At 40.2% G+C, this 17,716-nt stretch carries 14 protein-coding genes; 6 read left to right on the top strand and 8 right to left on the bottom strand.

Going from position 1 to position 17,716, the window contains the following annotated elements; translation table 11 throughout:
* Positions 1-4: 4 nt before the first annotated feature.
* A complete protein-coding gene (locus E2K98_RS15185; RefSeq protein ID WP_133335486.1) occupies positions 5-3,106 on the bottom strand; it encodes a DEAD/DEAH box helicase in 3,102 nt (1,033 codons plus the stop codon).
* Between the two features lie 195 nt (positions 3,107-3,301).
* Between E2K98_RS15185 and E2K98_RS15180 the strand changes: the two genes are divergently transcribed.
* A complete protein-coding gene (locus tag E2K98_RS15180; RefSeq protein WP_133335484.1) occupies positions 3,302-4,174 on the top strand; it encodes a processed acidic surface protein in 873 nt (290 codons plus the stop codon).
* 200 nt (positions 4,175-4,374) lie between these two features.
* Here the strand turns inward: E2K98_RS15180 and E2K98_RS15175 are convergent, their stop codons facing one another.
* The 5 genes from E2K98_RS15175 to E2K98_RS15155 form a co-directional block, all read right to left on the bottom strand.
* Positions 4,375-6,576 carry an MMPL family transporter gene (locus tag E2K98_RS15175; RefSeq protein ID WP_133335482.1) on the bottom strand — a complete coding sequence of 734 codons (2,202 nt, stop codon included), beginning with the start codon at positions 6,574-6,576 and terminating at the stop codon, positions 4,375-4,377.
* Positions 6,577-6,676: 100 nt separating this feature from the next.
* Complete coding sequence (locus E2K98_RS15170; RefSeq protein ID WP_133335480.1) at positions 6,677-7,648, bottom strand: transglutaminase domain-containing protein; 972 nt, start codon at positions 7,646-7,648, stop codon at positions 6,677-6,679.
* 125 nt (positions 7,649-7,773) lie between these two features.
* On the bottom strand, positions 7,774-8,955 hold the full coding sequence (locus tag E2K98_RS15165) for a Ger(x)C family spore germination protein (RefSeq protein ID WP_133335478.1): 1,182 nt from the start codon (positions 8,953-8,955) through the stop codon (positions 7,774-7,776).
* The gene (locus E2K98_RS15160) at positions 8,945-10,039 is read right to left on the bottom strand and encodes a spore germination protein (protein ID WP_133335476.1); all 1,095 of its coding nucleotides are present in this window, start codon (positions 10,037-10,039) and stop codon (positions 8,945-8,947) included. The genes E2K98_RS15165 and E2K98_RS15160 overlap by 11 nt, the downstream gene beginning before the upstream one ends.
* A gap of 27 nt (positions 10,040-10,066) precedes the next feature.
* Positions 10,067-11,641, bottom strand: coding sequence for a spore germination protein (locus tag E2K98_RS15155; protein ID WP_133335474.1), 1,575 nt, complete (start codon positions 11,639-11,641; stop codon positions 10,067-10,069).
* A gap of 408 nt (positions 11,642-12,049) precedes the next feature.
* Between E2K98_RS15155 and E2K98_RS30995 the strand changes: the two genes are divergently transcribed.
* A complete protein-coding gene (locus E2K98_RS30995; protein ID WP_165976289.1) occupies positions 12,050-12,196 on the top strand; it encodes a hypothetical protein in 147 nt (48 codons plus the stop codon).
* Positions 12,197-12,276: 80 nt separating this feature from the next.
* Here E2K98_RS30995 and E2K98_RS15150 read toward each other — a convergent pair whose 3' ends face one another.
* Both E2K98_RS15150 and E2K98_RS15145 read right to left on the bottom strand, forming a co-directional pair.
* Positions 12,277-13,824: a catalase gene (locus E2K98_RS15150; protein ID WP_235824825.1), complete on the bottom strand. Its 1,548-nt coding sequence runs from the start codon at positions 13,822-13,824 to the stop codon at positions 12,277-12,279.
* 208 nt (positions 13,825-14,032) lie between these two features.
* A complete protein-coding gene (locus E2K98_RS15145; protein ID WP_133335470.1) occupies positions 14,033-14,908 on the bottom strand; it encodes a proline iminopeptidase-family hydrolase in 876 nt (291 codons plus the stop codon).
* 125 nt (positions 14,909-15,033) lie between these two features.
* Between E2K98_RS15145 and E2K98_RS15140 the strand changes: the two genes are divergently transcribed.
* The 4 genes from E2K98_RS15140 to E2K98_RS15125 all read left to right on the top strand — a co-directional run bounded on the left by E2K98_RS15140 (position 15,034) and on the right by E2K98_RS15125 (position 17,627).
* Complete coding sequence (locus E2K98_RS15140) at positions 15,034-15,258, top strand: heavy-metal-associated domain-containing protein (RefSeq protein ID WP_133335468.1); 225 nt, start codon at positions 15,034-15,036, stop codon at positions 15,256-15,258.
* Between the two features lie 8 nt (positions 15,259-15,266).
* Positions 15,267-15,644, top strand: a complete 378-nt coding sequence (locus E2K98_RS15135) for a hypothetical protein (protein ID WP_133335466.1) — start codon at positions 15,267-15,269, stop codon at positions 15,642-15,644.
* A gap of 30 nt (positions 15,645-15,674) precedes the next feature.
* Positions 15,675-16,187, top strand: a complete 513-nt coding sequence (locus E2K98_RS15130; protein ID WP_133335464.1) for a cupin domain-containing protein — start codon at positions 15,675-15,677, stop codon at positions 16,185-16,187.
* 357 nt (positions 16,188-16,544) lie between these two features.
* Entirely contained in the window at positions 16,545-17,627 is a 1,083-nt protein-coding gene (locus E2K98_RS15125; protein WP_165976288.1) for a C40 family peptidase, read from the top strand.
* Positions 17,628-17,716: the final 89 nt, after the last annotated feature.

The following is a 17,716-nucleotide window of genomic DNA, read 5'->3' as shown; positions in this document are numbered from 1 at the left end:
AAGTTTAAATCATCAAGATCTCGCGGATATCCTTTTCTGTTAAGGAAGACAACTTCTCGTCTCCCTTCTGGATGACATCGTCAATCAGGTGTTTCTTTTTTTCTTGAAGCTCGTTCATTTTTTCCTCAATCGTCCCATGTGCGACCAGTTTAATCACCTGGACGGTGTTTTTCTGTCCCATTCGGTAAGCACGGTCAGCAGCTTGCTGTTCGACGGCAGGATTCCACCATAAATCATACAAAATCACCGTATCGGCGCCCGTTAAATTAAGACCGGTTCCGCCTGCTTTCAAGGAAATCAGGAATATATCTTTTTCGCCGAGATTGAATCGGCTGCAAAGCTGCACTCGATCTTCAGAAGGGGTACTGCCGTCCAGGTAAAAATAAGATACTCCCCTACTTGCCAGTTCCCTTCCGATAATCCCGAGCATTTGCGTAAACTGCGAAAAAATCAGCATTCTTCTCCCTGTGCTTTGACACTCCTCGATAATTTTCAGTAATTGCTCAAATTTCGCTGAACTTCCCTTATATCCATCCACAAACAAGGCCGGGTGGCAGCATAGCTGCCGGAGCCGTGTAAGTCCGGCAAGAATTTTGATGCGATTTTTTTGAAAAGTTTCTTTGTCTAAATGTTTTAAGGTATCATGCTTCAGCTTAGCTAAATAGGCTGCATATAGTTTTTTCTGATCTGGCAGCAGGTCTGAGGCATGCATGGATTCAATTTTTTCGGGAAGTTCAGCGAGCACATCTTCCTTTACCCGTCTGAGGATAAATGGTCGAACGCGCTTCGCAACTTCTTCCCGTCGTAATTCATGGAAAGCTCTTCGATTCGGAAACAATTCTGGAAATACAATATGAAAAATTGACCATAGCTCGTCAAGCGAATTCTCGATGGGTGTTCCAGTGAGAGCAAATCGGTGGCTAGCTTGAAGTTTTTTTACCGCCTTTGCTGTTTGCGTTTCAGGATTTTTAAAGGCTTGGGCTTCATCTAAAAATAGCGTATGGAAAGCTAGTTTACTGTATAACAAAGTGTCTTTTACCAACAGCGGGTAGGAAGTAATCACGACATCCACCACTGCAAGGTTTTTCAACAGCCTGTCCCGAACGATTTTGCTGCCATCAACGATTTCAGCCCGAATCTCTGGAGCAAATTTCTTCAATTCGTTCCACCAGTTATACGTTAAAGAGGAGGGCGAAACGATCAAAACGGTCTGATTCTCCCTCCGTATCTGAGGCAAAACCGAGTGGATATAGCTAATACTTTGCAGCGTCTTCCCAAGGCCCATATCATCTGCTAAAATCCCCCCTAAACCGTAATGGGCGAGTGTTTTTAGCCATTGATAGCCAAGTTTTTGATAATCCCGTAGAATCCCAGAGAGACTTGCAGGAATAGCAAAATGAACCCCTTCTGGATTTTGAAGGTCCTCTAAAAGCTGCTTTAGAGATGAACCAATCCTCACTGAATTTTCAAAAGAGTAAAGGACGGACAAACCTTGTGTAAGCGGAAGTTCAAATTCCGTGTGAATCTCTTTCGGTTTTACGCCAATCCCTTGTAAAAATCGATTCAATTCATTAAATTCCGGACTCTCCAGCGAAAGAAAAGACCCATCGCGAAGTCGATAATATTTCCGCTTTTCCTCAAGCGAACTTAGGATATTACGAATCTCAGATTCAGGAATTCCCTGCAATTCAAAGCGAAACGACAGCCAATCCGTCCGTTCTCTTCGATCCACCCGAAAACGCGGCTGTGGGTTTTCTTTAAACAATCTCACTCTAACCGCCGTGGTAGCATAGACTTGAACGAGTTTTTTTAAGATTGGAACAATATGATACAGAAAATGATATTCCAATTCCTCATTTTGTAAAAAATAACCGCTCTCTGTTTTCGTAAAGCCGCTTTCCTCCATGATCTGCAGGATTTTTTCCTCCTGTTCGCCATTTCTTAACAGTGGCGAGCCTTGTTTATTTTCTTCAAGAGGATTGATAACCACATTGCCATAGTGAAATTCTAGACCAGCAAGCAAACGATTTTTGATTCGATCTAAATATAGTTTTGCTTTTAAAGCAGTTTGGTCCAATCGTTTTGAAACAGCTTCGCCGATTCGGACATGGCCAATTTTCATGAGTCCCGGAATGACTTGCTCAATAAACGATTCCATTTGATTTCTCGATATCGAGATTTGGTGTGTACCGGAAGTATCTAACATTTTCTTTAGTTCACTTAGACGAGCCAATTCTTCTTTTTCTAGCTTCCAAATCTGCCCCTCAAATAGAACGAAATCGTAAAGGATGGTGATTTTATTTAAACCATTAACTCGTAGTTGGAAATCTTCATTAGGCCCAGTTTCAAATAGAAAATAAAGCGGGATGGGTCCGCTTGATAAGTGAATCTTTTCAAAAATTTGCCCGTGATGTTTCAATTTTACCAAGGGAGCCTTTAACAGGATCGGTAAAAGCCTCTCCCAATCACGGGCAGGGATTAAAATAAATTCATCTTTAAGGATGGATTTGTCCCTTGTTTGAATTAATTCCTGAAGAACAGCATCCGTTTCTCTTTGAAAATAATGGATCTTAGGATCGTAATCTTGATATGCTTCCCGCTGTTTAACGCTGTCCAAAAAATCGTTTATTTTAAAAGATTTAGAACTGCTGTGAATCATAATCCCGAACATACATTCGTTATTGTCAATAGAGATGGGCTTGCACAAAAATTCTACAGTGAATAATTGTCTGTCTTCAATAATATGCTCTCCGGTACTTGGCCGGATCGGTCCCCCCTGGAATAATCCTAAGATTCCCCTTGTTAAATCAGTATGATTTGACGACTGCTTTTCTAAGATTTTGACCAATACGGCTGCCACGTGGTGACAAGGCTTTTGATAGGTAGTTAACTTTGGACATGTGCAGGTTGTTTCAATTTGCCCGTGTTTATTTTTAATCGTAATCTGAAATACATTTGTGGCATGAACGATGGCATGACAGATTTCGTGATTCGGTGAATAATCCGTCAGCTCCACTTTTTTGCGCCTTGATAATTCTTCCCCTTTTTTATAGGAATGCTCTCCGCATAATTGTTTAATCATCTTTTGGTTTAATGATACATTCATTGCTGTTTTCCTTCCTACACTGTGAATCCCGATTTCTTCTTATATAGTGTAACCCTAGAGGGTCAATCGATTACCTATGTCAATTATACATTTCTTTGTAAAATCTCCCCAAGTTTTTTACCAATGATTTTTATCTCTTAAGTTTCTTTAGAAGGGAACATTAGTGGTTGTAGGATATTCATTGGAGGTTGATTTATGTTCTATAAGAAGACGTTCTTAACTTGTTTGCTATCCATCCTTCTCTTGTCCTATGCCCCGTTTGCCAGTGCCACACCTCCGGAAAATGAGCTGAATCAATATTTGACGGAAATTGGCTGGACGAAGCAGGAGTTGTTGGACTACCTGGATTATTATGAAATCCCGTTAGAGGATTTCAATTCCGTTGAGGAATTAAAAAGTGTTTTGGGTACACCGATCAATGCGAAAAATTTACAAGATTTACTGACAAAATATAAAATGAAGCAAAGTGAACTAAACGCGCTTTTAGATCATTTTGGTGATTCTTTAAATGACTATAAGTTCATCGAGGATTTAGATGCCTCGGTGGGCTTTTATACAAACCATGATAAATATATGGCAAGCATTGAAGATGAATTGCAAAAAATTGGTATTACCGAACAAGAGGTTGAAAATTTCTTTACGTATTTGTCGCAGGTGGAGGAAAATAACAAAGATTCTCTAGATCAAATGGAATCCTTGGATTACCGGCTGGAGCAATTTATGAATGCGACGGATCCGAGCGCGGAGCTTACGGAAGAACAATTAACTGAATTAACCGATATTTTAACTACTGCTTTTGATCTTTACGGGATTCAAGTGAAACTTAAGAACAATAATAAGGATATTTCTTTGAAGAATCTGTTAAAAATGGCGGAACCGCCCGGGAATCTATATACGGGGATTTATACCAAAACAGGAGCACCATTAATTGATTTCACCCTGCCGGCCGGATTTTTCGAAGGTCTTATGGCAGGTTATGAAGAAATGCTCCATTTAGGCGAGCTTTCCGATGAGTTTGTCGATTTCCTGCATCAAGATAAATATAATAATTCTAGACAGTATAAATAAATGTACGGGGCTGTCCATTTGGACAGCCTTTTCTAATTTGAATTTGATATGCAAATAAAATGGGGAAATCCGCAAATAAATTGCTTTGATTCGCAAATAAAATGGTTTAATCCGCAAATAAATGGTCATGATTCGCAAATAACGCCTAAAATCCCAGTGGAGAAATTTTTATCAGCGAATCTCCATTTCCCCCAAAAAACTCACGATCTTCCCCCAATCCATTTCGGTGCCCACCAATTGGCCGGACCGAGCAGTTTCATCAGTGCAGGAACGACGATAATTCGTATCAATGTCGCATCAATAAAAATGGCGCAGAATAGGCCGACACCAAGGGCCTTGGTAATTTCAATATTGGTAAAAATAAACGAGCCGACGACCACCATTAGAATGAATGCAGCACTGCTAATAAGGCTACCTGTTTTTTGCAGCCCTACCGCCGTACTTCGATTATTATCCCCTGTCCGGTCATATTCTTCTTTGATTCTCGAGATTAGAAAAACCTCATAATCCATTGAAATGCCAAAGACAATACAAAATATCGTTACTGGCATGATAATGCTGACATATCCTGTCGAGGTAATCCGTAAATCATCTGCGAGCCATCCATATTGAAAAATAATCACAACAATCCCGAGACTGGCTCCAAGGCTGAGAATATTCATAGCAACGGCTTTCAGAGGAATTAAGACAGACTTGAAAGCAAAAAGCAAAATGAGATACGTAACCGCGATAATAAAACCCATTAAATAAGGGAGACCTGAAAAGATCCGGTCAAGCATGTCTACCCTTAATGCCGTTTGCCCTGTAACAAAACGTTCTGCTTGATTTATTTTCATGTTCCGTACCCTTTTAACAAGGTCAGCGGCTTCCTTGGTTCCCGGATCTGACTTCGGAACAACCGTCAGAAGAGTGTAGTGGCCTTTCACCAAATCTTCTTTTTCCATATCCGCTTTTGTAGCAGCTAAACTGATAAGAATCGCTGTTTCTTCTGGGGAGTGCTTTCCAAGAACGTCAATAAAACTGTTGACATCCATGACTCCGGAAATCTTACGAATTTTGTTTTCGAATGACTGAATGGTTCGAATCGATGATTCATCTGAAACCTTATTTTTTGTTTTTAAAACAATAAAAATCGGACTCGATTTCCTCTTATCATAATTATTTTTCAAGATGTCCGAACCCATTCGCGACTCAAAGGCAGGTGGAAGGACATCTGCAGTTGGAACGCCAATCCGCATTCGTGTTATTGGCAACATGAGTGACAGCAATAAGGTACTAATTATTATAGCTAGGACCGCAGGATGTTTCATTACTGCATTGGCAATTTTCTCCCAAATCGTTGAACCTTCTAATTTCTTTTGTGTCCGCGGAAACACCTTTAACGAATTGATGTGGCGGCCGAAAATACCAAGCAGGGCTGGTAACAACGTGCAGGAAAGCAGAACGGCTGACAAAACAACGAGCACACCTCCAAGGCAAAGGGAATAAATAATCGGTAATTTAATAAATAACATTCCCAGTAAGCCAATCAAAACGGCAAATCCGGAAAAAAACACCGATTTCCCTGCTGTGTGTGCAGACGCAGCGACGGCATCTTGCACCTCGTTGCCCCGTCTCAGCTCCTCCCGGAAGCGGCTGACGAGAAACAGTGCATAGTCGACGCCAATTGCAAGGCCGAGCATCATAACGATATTGGGCAAAAAATTAGATAGGGAAAAGAATCCAGTAAGAAAATAGGTTATTCCAAGCGTCAAAGATACGCTCATAATCCCAATGACAAGTGGTAACAATGCCGCACCTACCGAGCCAAAAATAAACAGCAGGACCAACAAGGCGACCGGAAGACCGATCATTTCTGAATGATGCATGTCTTGTTTGGTTGCCCGCTGAATATCGTAAAGTGTTGCTGTGTCTCCATCGACATAGGTTTTCATGCCTTTAGGTTCAGTGATGAGTTTTCTGATTTCTGGAAAATGATTAAGGGCTTCCGAGCTTTTAAGCTTGAGTTCAACCCTCACCGCTTGAATGCCTTTTCTGTTATTCAGGCGGTCTGTTTGGTTAAATTTAATACTTTTAATATATTCTTTCTTTGCTAAAGGTTCTAAAGAATGTAAAATGACAGCTTTATGTTTAGGACGGGTTAAATCAAATTTATTGCTTATATAAACAATATCAATGGAGGATTGTGCTGTACCCAAATTCTTTTGCATAAGAGAAAAGCCGCGGTCCGATTCGCTCCCTTTTGGGGTTAACCCGCTATCTTTTAACCGATCGGGCAGCTTTTGTGCGTACGTTGCTGAAACAATAAACAATAAAATCCAAAAGGCCGCAACGAACCAGCGGAATTGGTACATTTTCAAGCCCCAATGCCAAAACCATCCCTTTTTCTCTGATTCTTTCATATGTGCCTCATTTCTTAGCTTTGATCATAATAATAGGATGACACAATGGAAAGTTTTTTATGAAAATAGGGACCTAGCTCCCGAAGATTTTAAAGCTTTATTACCAATGATATTCCCCTGCTTTATGCATGTCTGATTTAGAAAAATAGGCAGGATGATAACTTTGGACAAATTTACCTGTGTTTAGATTTATAAATCCTGCGCCATAAGTGGGATCTTCCACCTGCCATTTGCCGTTCAGTTTAATTTCATTCCAGGCATGATTTTCCCCGTAAACCACTTTTGCCTCAATGCCTGCCGCTCGGTGAAGTGCAGCGTTTAAATCCGCATAGCCGGAGCATAACACAACACGAGTTTTATAGGTTTGTAAAGCGGAATAGATCGGCGGGTTCGATGCGTTTACCAAAGGTGCATTGTAAGCAACATGGGTGGCGACCCACTTGAATATGGCCTGAGATTTTTCTGTATTCGTTTGTTTTCCTGTTGTTATATTTGCAGAAAGTGCCTTTAGTGTCGGGTCATTACTTTGTACCATGAAACTTGGCTGCAAATACGGGTCACCATCGGTTAATTGATATTTTGCATAGCCCAATACTTTATTCGGATCGTCTTTTTTGCCGTTGTAATATTCATCAAGATTTACGACCACATCACCAACGTTATAGGTAAGAGGGAATTCATAATGGAAATTTTGATAATTGGTAAACGGTACTTTTACCGTAGATTTCTTATTGGCCCGAGGTTCATCGATGTATAAAATGACTCCATCAGCTTTGTAATATTTTCCGTACGGCGTCGCTTTTCCTGTTACAACTATTTTTCCATTTTTTATCGAGACCCAATAGGTTTGAATTTTTGTCGGGGTATATTTTTTATCATATGAGGCTGGAATGGAAGATACCTTCGCCTGTTTGCTTTGACTAGAGATCGAATCCTCCACCTTCTTTTCCACATGGGCTACCTGAGAATCAGAAAAAAATCCATGAAGCTTCGCCAAAGACGGAAGCTCTCCGTGCTTAAACAAATAAAACAAAGAACCACCCACCAAAACAAAAGCCAAAAACCTTCTCATCCGCCAACACCTCCAAACACCAACTTTACAAAGACTATACAGGGTAAATATGAAAAATTCATTAAAAATGCATTTCGACAAAATTCAGGCGTTGCCTGTCACCATCCGAATTTTGTCGATTGCTTTTATCCTGACATTCCGTAGTCTTTTATGGTGATTTTTATATGATAGGTGATGGGGATCTGGCTGAAGGTTTGGTCCCAGTTTTTTTTGTGTTTTTTCCATTGGGCGGGATAATGGATTCTTAGTTGGTTGCCAAATCCGACGACGTCTACTTTATAATGGTGTTGTGTTTTTTGAAGTGAATCTTGAATGAGCTGCTTGACTTGGTTTTTGGCAGCTGTTTCGGCTCTTTTTAGAAATTCATTTTTAAACGGGTCTCCAGATGATACCCAGTTTTCAGCAATTCGTCCTTCCGATTGAATGTTAACATGGAAAGAAAGCTGGTTTCCTTTTAAGTGGGGTTTAATGGAGCTTTTCAACGAAAGCATTTCGTAAATAATTGGTTGGCCGCTCTTTTTATCAATACTTCTGATGACCCCGCCTTTTACCGTTCCGGCAATCCAGGCTAAACCTTCTACTTCCTTTTCATTCAAAAAACCTAGTAGTTTTTTCGTTTTTCCCTTTATGATCGCAGCCCCAGAAAATTTTGCTTCTCCCCCTTCTATGCTGACATTTTGTATCAAAAAACTGGATCCTGAATTCATTTTCCCCTCTAATTTGCCTAGAGGCATTGCCGGTACAATCTTGGCATTTCTTTTTTCCCCTTGCGTAATTTGATAAAGGTGAAAGGCAGGAATAATTGGTTTTTTTGATTCGAGAACTTTGCCAGCTTGGCCTTTTGCAATCATAACAAGACAGCTTGGTCTCATTTCCTGTTCTCTTATGAAAAAATCAAGCGCCTTCTCCAGGCTTACTTTACGTGCCAGATCTGCTCCAATAATAATCACTTTTTCATGTTCGGCAAAAGCTCGCTTTTCAATTTTTAATGTCATGTTTCGTAAGGTTGGTAAAATGGAATCGCCTGTTTCAGAAATGTTAATATAAGATTGTTGTGCAGTAGGGTTCTCTGTTTTCCCTGCTCCCGTTCCACTTGATATCACAAATTGATTCTTTAAAGTGAATAGAGGTCTATTAGGAAGACTTTTATCATCTGCTTCTAATTTTCCTTTTAGTTCTCCGTCTTTTTCCAAATCCATTGCAGTACCGGCAATTAACCCTAATTCCTCGATTTCTTTACTGCTCCAGCAGCCTCCGAGCAGTAGAACGACAAGAGAAAGCATCATGATTTTAATGCTACTTTTCATGTCGTTTCCTCTTAATTTTTGCAACTGTCAGCATAACTACCGGCATTGCTCCAAAGAAGAATAAGGCAGCATTTCCAATCCAATCGCCTAATTTAAATAGCGAATTAGGGTTCTTGGGATGCATGGCAACGATATATATAATTGGCAGCAACCCATACATAAAGGGCTGAATCCTTCTTTTGAATATTTGGGAAAAACCTAATGCTGATGCATAAAACGTGATAACATACGTAGCAAAAATTTGCATGATCCAAATAACCAACACCAAGGATTCGAAACGTTCGAAGAGCAGACCGGGAAATTCAAAGCTCCGAATCATATCCAATGTTGGCCAAGTTCTTGTTAGGACTCCGTCCACTGACAAGGCACCGATTACCATCACAACAGTAATCAGATAAAAAACGATTGCAAGCGAAACACCAACAACGACTGCTTTTACTGCTTTTTTCGGCTGTTGCATAAATGGAACTAGAATTAACATAATATCAAACCCGGTATAGGCCAGTGCCGTGGTTTCCAGCCCCCTGATGACTGGCATAACCCCCTCTCCTAAAATAGGTCGCAAATTATCGATTTCAAATATTTTAAAACTCATAAAAGCAACTAAAAGAAAAAAAATGACTGTAATTGGAAAAATAATTTCAAAGAGTCTGGCAATGGAAGGAATCCCCCCTAAGATCAAGTACAGCCCCACCCACATAAAGGGCATGATAATCCCCCAAATCGGTGTTCCTTCTAATAAAAACATTCTTGTCACTTCGGCCATGGTTCGAACTTCATAGGCAGAAATCGTAAAGTAATAAATACAAATCGATATTCCCAATAGCCTGCCGCCAATTTTTCCAATAAGGTCTTGGGTATATTCAAAGACTGTTTTCGTCGGGAATTGTTGATTAAGTTTGGCAATCAATATCGCTACGGCCATCGCAATAAAACCGCCGATTAAAACGGAAATCCATACGTCGGGTGTTTTCACTTTTTGCGCAGCTGAACGTGGCAAAGTTAAAATGATTGCAGCCAAAATATAATTGATGACAATGACAGCTGCTTGCGGGGTCGTAATTTTTTCATTTGTACGAATCATTCTTGATCCGCTTCCTTTCAGTATTGGTTAACCTTTTCGAATTGGATTCTTTGTCTTCATCATTTCTGAACGGCGTTTCATGAGCATTAATGGCATCCGCACCAAGAAGTCTTTCCAGTCATTAAGCCGATATGGAACGGCTGGGCTGGCATAGGGAACACCAAAACTCTTTAGTTTTACCATATGGCTGCAGAGGAAAAGGAAAAATAAAACGACCCCGTACAAACCAAATAAGGCTGCACTAAACATTGCCACAAAACGGAGCATTCGTAATGAAATTCCCGTGCTATATTGCGGGATGGTAAACGAAGAAATCGCCGTAATTGCCACTACAATAACCATAATCGGGCTAATGATTCCCGCTTGTACTGCAGCTTCACCAATAATGAGACCTCCAACGATTCCCATTGCCGGACCGATCGGTTTCGGCAAACGTAACCCTGCCTCACGAAGAATTTCAATGGATATCTCCATAATGAGGGCTTCAATAAGGGCGGGAAAAGGGACTCCTTCGCGTGTTTTCATAATTGAAATCGCGAGCTTTGTTGGAATTAAACCAGGATGAAATGAAATAAAGGCAATATACAAAGATGGTCCAAAAAGAGCAATAAATGCAGCCAAATAACGCAGCATACGAATGAGTGAACCCGGGATCCATCGTTCATAATAATCTTCCGGCGATTGCAGCATCATATTGAAAGTGGCCGGGACAATTAGTGCAAATGGTGTTCGGTCCAGTAATATTGCCACCCGACCTTCCATTAAGGCACTAATTACACGGTCAGGCCGCTCTGTGTTTTGTGCTTGCGGAAAAGGGCTAAGGAAATTGTCCTCAATTAGTTGCTCTATATAGCCTGATTCGGCAACATCATCAAGGTTAATTTTATTAATTCTTTTCTTTACTTCCTCGATCAATTCTGGATTGGCAATTTCCTGGTTATAAGCGATTACAAGGTCTTTATGTGATCGCTCCCCTACCTGAAAATGGAACAAGGTTAAATTTCGATTATCACCTTGCTGACGCAATAAGGCCGTATTATCGCCCAAGGTTTCCGTAAAGCCTACCCTTGGTCCCCTTACCAATGCTTCGGATACTGGTTCCTCAATTGAACGCGATTTTCCTTTCGCGGTCCCTAAAATTAAAATATCCGTTTGCCCATGAACCATTAAGGCTGTTGAGCCTTTAAAAACTTTTGTAACTAGCTCTTGCAGCTCTTGTGCTTCGGTTATCTCGCTAATAGGTAAAACTTGATTTCTTAAAAACTCCATTGGGATGGTCAAATGGTTTGGAGAGCTAGGCAGATTACAAACTTCTGAGAAATTCATCATCAGGGACTTCATAATGTGCTGATCAATGAGTTCCTTGTCAGAAAGGGAATCGATGAAAATTAGTGCTGCCTGAACCCCTGTTCCACCTATAATAAACTCGCGAATATTCAAATCGGAATTATGTCCAATTTCCTGGCGGATCACCTCTAAATCTGCATGAAGATCCCCGCTAAAATGGTTAGAGGTAGAATGTAAAGGCTTGAATTCCTGATGTTCCGTAGATGGAAATGACTGTTTTTTCAGTTTTCTAATCTCGAACTTTCGTCCCTTCATAGCCCTCTAATCCTCCTCTATCTGACGAATCCAACTAAACACTTTAGTGATGCCATAAGGAATCAAAAAAGTAACCAAAGCTTGAACCAAAACCTTCCAATCCGGAATAAACCCGAGCACCATTTTCCACATACACATCACCACTACGTTTATCATGTCTAATTTATGGAAACTTAACCAAAGTTTTTCAACAAAAATCGGGTGGTGCCTGTCACCACTCGATTTTTGTCGGATTTACTATTTTGATTATTAGAAATTATTTAAAGGAAAATAAAAAGTAGCGGAGAATTGTATATGGTAACGCTTACATTTTTGTTTTGGGATATTTTTATAATAGTTGATTAGACATATTTCCGGAATGAATAGCGTAGATGTAAGAAACAGCATTTGACAAGGAGGCTTTTAGGAATGAATGGAATTGAAGTTTTTGCGTGGGTTCTAACAGCCATTTTAGGTGTTGTGTTTATTATTTCTTTAGTAAAGATTGCAAAAAATCCTCGGAGGAAATCCTCTGCTATACAGACAAAAGAAAAAGAAGAAAAACTAAATCATTAAGAATACTGCTTCTTAAAAAAATCCATCCTGAAATATTTAATCAGGATGGAATGAATTTCAATTAGAACAAAAACTCCGTTTTAATACCCGTCTGTTTTTCGACCTTTATTTTGGGCGTTAAGAGAGGTTTCATCGGCGGCAGCTGTGCTGGTATGCGCCTGCATTTCTCGCTTTGCATTCTCCAACTCTTCTTGAACTCGTTTTCCGTATTCCGGATCTGCATTTGTGAAATATTCAATCATCTGATCCTGTATATGTGGTTTGCATATTTTTAGCGCATCTACAAGATTTGAAATAAGTTCATTTCGTTCCACGTCATCAAAGCTCCGGTACGTATCGCCCGCTTGCTTAAAATCATTGGTGCGCTCAATTTTTTCCCGAACCAGCTTTGCACTATACTGCGGCTCATGGTCCTTGCCGTTTTTGTCCGCTTCTTTAAGCCCGCCCAATGTCGATGGCTCATAGTTTACATGTGGATTCTGTCCCGGAGCCGAATCAACCTGATACAACATTTGCCCATCGCGCTGATTGGTTGCCACATGCTTTTTCGGAGCATTGATTGGCAATTGTAAATAATTTGTTCCAACCCGGTAACGCTGTGTATCAGAATAAGAAAATGTCCGCCCTTGCAGCAATTTATCATCTGAAAAATCAAGTCCATCTACCAATACACCTGTTCCAAAAGCAGCTTGTTCCACCTCTGCAAAATAATTCTCCGGATTTTGATTTAACACCATTTTTCCAACAGGCAAAAATGGAAACTGATCCGTCGGCCACAACTTTGTTGGATCAAGCGGATCAAAATCAAGATCAGGATGTTCATCATCACTCATAATTTGAACACAAAGCTCCCATTCCGGATATTCGCCTCGCTCGATTGCTTCATACAAATCTTGGGTGGCATGATTATAATTGGTTGCCTGAATGGCATCCGCTTCTTTTTGCAACAGGTTTTTGATCTCTTGTTTGATCGGTTCCCAATGATATTTTATCAATACTGCCTCACCATTTTTGTTCACCCATTTGTAAGTATTCACCCCTGAACCCTGCATCTGGCGGTAGTTGGCAGGAATTCCCCATGGGGAGAACAAAAATGTCACCATATGTGTAGCTTCTGGTGTTTGAGAAAGAAAATCAAACATTCTTTCTGGATCTGGCAAATTAGTTACAGGGTCAGGCCTGAAGGAATGCACCATGTCAGGAAATTTTAGTGGGTCTCGAATAAAGAAGATTTTTAGATTGTTACCGACCAGGTCCCAGTTTCCATCCTCGGTATAAAATTTAACGGCAAAGCCACGAGGGTCCCTAAGAGTTTCTGGAGAATGTCCGCCGCCAACAACCGTAGAAAAACGGACAAACACAGGTGTCTGCTTCCCTGCCTCCTGTAGTAATTTTGCTCTCGTATATTTGGAAATCGGCTCATCGCCCGCTTTTCCGTACGCCTCAAAATAACCATGTGCGCCAGCACCTCGTGCATGTACAACCCGCTCAGGGATTCTTTCGCGGTCAAAATGAGAGATTTTTTCAATAAAATGATAATTTTCGAGTGTAGAAGGCCCTCGGTTTCCAACAGTCCGGATGTTTTGATTATCTGTAATGGGATGCCCCTGGCGATTTGTTAATGTCATATCATGCTCGTTCGTAGCAAAACGGTGATCATTGGAGCTGCCAACACCATTTATGGCAGTCCCATCTTCATTTCTATTTTCCATGTTGTCCCTCCTTAAGGAAATATTCCAATGGTATACTTTCCTATGAAGTATTTCATTATACGTTAAGGTAAACTGTAGATAATCACCTATGATTAAAATGAAAAAACCCGTCAACTGACGAGTTTCATAAAGAATCAATTTTTCCAAGAAAGCTCCCTACAACCCGTAAATACTCTTCGGGCTCCTCAATATACGGCAGGTGAGCACTGTTTTCATAAACATGAAATTCCGACTGAGGAGTAAGAGAGCTAAAATATTTTGTAGACTCCGGTGTAGCTTCGTCATAACGGCCGCAGGTGTAAAGCGTTGGACAAGTAATTTCCGACAACTGTGACGTACAATCAAAACTTTTAAGATTACCAAGAACCGTAAATTCAGAAGGCCCCCACATAATATTGTACACTTCTGGATTTTTGTATTTTGAAGCTTCTTTTAAATATTCCGGATCTGAATCAATTCGACAGACGAAATTTTTGTTAAAAACTTTCGTTGCCTCTTCAAACTCCTTAGAATCCGTCGTTCCATTCTCTTCACACCGCCTAATCGTCTCCTGAACCTCTTTTGGCAGTTTCATAAGGTTTCGACGCTGGTCCTGTTCCCAAATTGGCGCACTTAAACACGGGCTAGAAAATATAACACTTTTTACACCGCTTGGCATTGTTAAACAATATGCAGCCGCAAGCGTTGTTCCCCAGGAGTGTCCAAGAATATGAACGACATCAAGCCCTAGCCCTTGTCTCACCTGACCCAATTCTTCTACAAATCGTTCAATCCGCCATAGGGATGGATCTGTTGGCCGTTCCGATCTGCCGCAGCCTAATTGGTCATAGAGAATAACTGGCCGCTCAGTCCCCAATGCTTGCAGACTTTGCAGTGAAAAACTCGATGACCCTGGTCCGCCATGTAAAACAACGACAGGAGTGCCATTGACGTTTTTATTAAAAATTTGATACCAAACCTTTCCCCCTGTTACCTCTATGTATCCTTCATCACGCATCATTTCTCCTCCTCATCCCAAATGAACCCTATTAGTATTATACAATTCTTATGTAATACATTTCTAAATAAAACAGTTGAATTGTGGAAAAAGTAATCTTGGATTTATTTTCAGGAAGGAGAAGCTATATGAATAACCTAACATTACAGCTAAAAGAAGCCATGAACCTAGAAGCTATTCAGACTTTAGAGTCTATCCTAATTCAAATTGACGGCGTCGAGCGCGCTTTAGTTGACACAGATGATGGTGAAGTTAAAATTGAATACAATGAAATGCAAATCACACCAGAAAACATTCAAAAAAGAGTTCAACAGCACGGGCTGCATCTCGAGGCATTGTTTTTTAGAAAGTAGGAATCTGCATGGAAAATAACATCATTGATGTAATGGACGAACAACTGAAACAACTAATTGATGAGGAAATTAAAGGCATGACCTTTACGAAAAATTTTCGGTCACCGACTGCGGAAGAATGGTATATCTTTTTGCCTCATTATAAAGATCCGCTAACAGGCGGTGCCGCGGGAAAAACGATCATCCATTACAACCTTTATGATACCAAGCATATTTTCATTAATACGACGATCATTTTTGATAATCCGGTTCTCCATAAAGGCGAACACCATCGTCTTGTATATGCGATTTCGGATGAAATTGTCAACCGTCTAGTCGGATATGCAGACACACTTCTATCTGTCCACGCAGGAGAAAATTCCTACAATGCCGAATACAAGCAGTGAATACGTAGATAGTTTGAAAGGAATTTTGCAATGAATAAAAGAGAATTATCAGATTTAATCCAAACTCTTGGGCTGGAGCCCCATCCTGAAGGCGGTTATTATAAAAGAACGTTTGAATCGGAGGAGATGTTCGCTGATTCAGAGAGATTTAATGGTCACCGAAAGCTTTTTACTAGTATTTATTTTCTGTTAACTTCAGACGACGTTTCCCATTTCCACCGTTTGAAATCCGATGAATTGTGGTATTTTCATGGTGGTAGTTCGTTAACTGTCCATGTCATTCATGGAAATGGAAACTATGAAGAAATGAAGATCGGGATGAATTGTGAAAACGGTGAAGTCCCGCAGGCGCTGGTTCCGAAAAATTCCATCTTCGGATCATCTGTTATGGAAAAGGATACCTATTCACTGGTCGGGTGTATGGTTTCGCCAGGTTTTGATTTTCAGGACTTTGAACTCTTTACACAGGCAGAGCTTTTAGAAAAATACCCTCAACATGAAGCCATCATTAAAAAATTAGCCTACGAAGAAATTCCAGAATAGAGACAGGGACTTTTTTGTCCCTGTCTCTTTTTGTAGCTAGTCTGATATTGAATTGTAATTACCTTTTTACAAAGCTGAAAAAATGTAATGTTATAATTTCAATTGTAAGAATTTTAAGAAAATACATTTTGTCTCTGGTTATTTTTAGACTTTGTCAAAGAACAATTATTATTTTTTAAACAAAGTTGATTGGAGCGGAAGGCACGAAGACTCCTGTGGGAGTATGGGTTAGGGGAGACCCCGCAGGAGCAAAGCGACGAGGAGGCTCCCCAGACTGCCCACGGAAAGCGAAGTGCCTGGAGCGGAATTCAACAACCAAGTTTAACAGAACCATTTTTTAAGAAAGAAGTGATGAATTTGATTCGATTCATGTTTATAATGTTGAGTTCAATAGTTTTCTTAGCAATCGGAACCATTCCAAAAGCATTCGCTGATACAGAACTTCCTTACCATCCCACAGAAGATCTTCCACCAATTGTTCAAAATACTCCAAATGACTTTTCACTTAAAAAAGTTAACCAATCGATTCAAAAAAACAAAAAGGAACTTGAAGAGGCAAATTTGCAAGCCAAAACTACAAAATCCCAGGTTAAAAAGTTAAAAAAGAAAATTTTACAATTAAAGGATTCGATGAAAAAGAGAAATAAAGTATTAAAAGAACGGGCTAAAGCCTATCAACAAAATGGCGGAAACTTACAATATCTTGATGTATTGCTTGGGTCTACAAATATCAAAGATTTTGTTGAGCGGGCCGGCGCTGTTTCCACTGTTGTGATAGCAGACAAGGAACTATTAAATCAACAGGCGGAAGAGAATAAAGAGTATGAAAATAAGAAGCATTCTTTAAAAGATAAACTTGCGGAATTGGATGATTTGAAGGCTAGTTTAACAAATAGGAAAACAGAGCTTAAGGCACAACGAGAACAATATAAAAAGCTAGCAGAAATACAAAAAGCAACGTCAAAAAAGCTGGCACAAATACATAAAGCAACGTCAAAAAAGCCTATTCCTAAAAGCATGAAAACATTGGAAAACTTTCAAACAGCCCCTGTGAAAGGATCGATACAAACGGTAATAAAAGCGGGTTATAAATATATAGGCAACTCTGTTTATATATTTGGCGGCGGGAGGAACGCAAGTGATATTGCCAATGGATGGTTTGATTGTTCAGGGTTCGTTCATTGGGCATTTGGCCAAGCCGGGATTGAGATTGGCAGCTCGACAGACAGCTTAAAAAATGAAGGCAAACAGGTACCATTCGATGAAATCCAGCCTGGTGACTTGGTGTTCTTTGATACCTACAAAAAAGACGGGCACGTTGGCATTTATATTGGGAATGGGAAATTCATCGGTTCCCAAAACAATACAGGAGTTGCGATTGAGGATTTGTCGAAAGGATATTGGAAACAGACCTTTAATGGACGTGTGGTAAGGATCTAATACCAAAATAACTAATTAACCGATGGGTTCCCGGATTGACAGGTTCGCATGTTATTAAAGTTAAAATCCTGACTCTCCCATCCCCTTTT

Source organism: Bacillus salipaludis (assembly GCF_004358205.1).
This window is presented reverse-complemented; position numbering and strand designations above follow the sequence as displayed.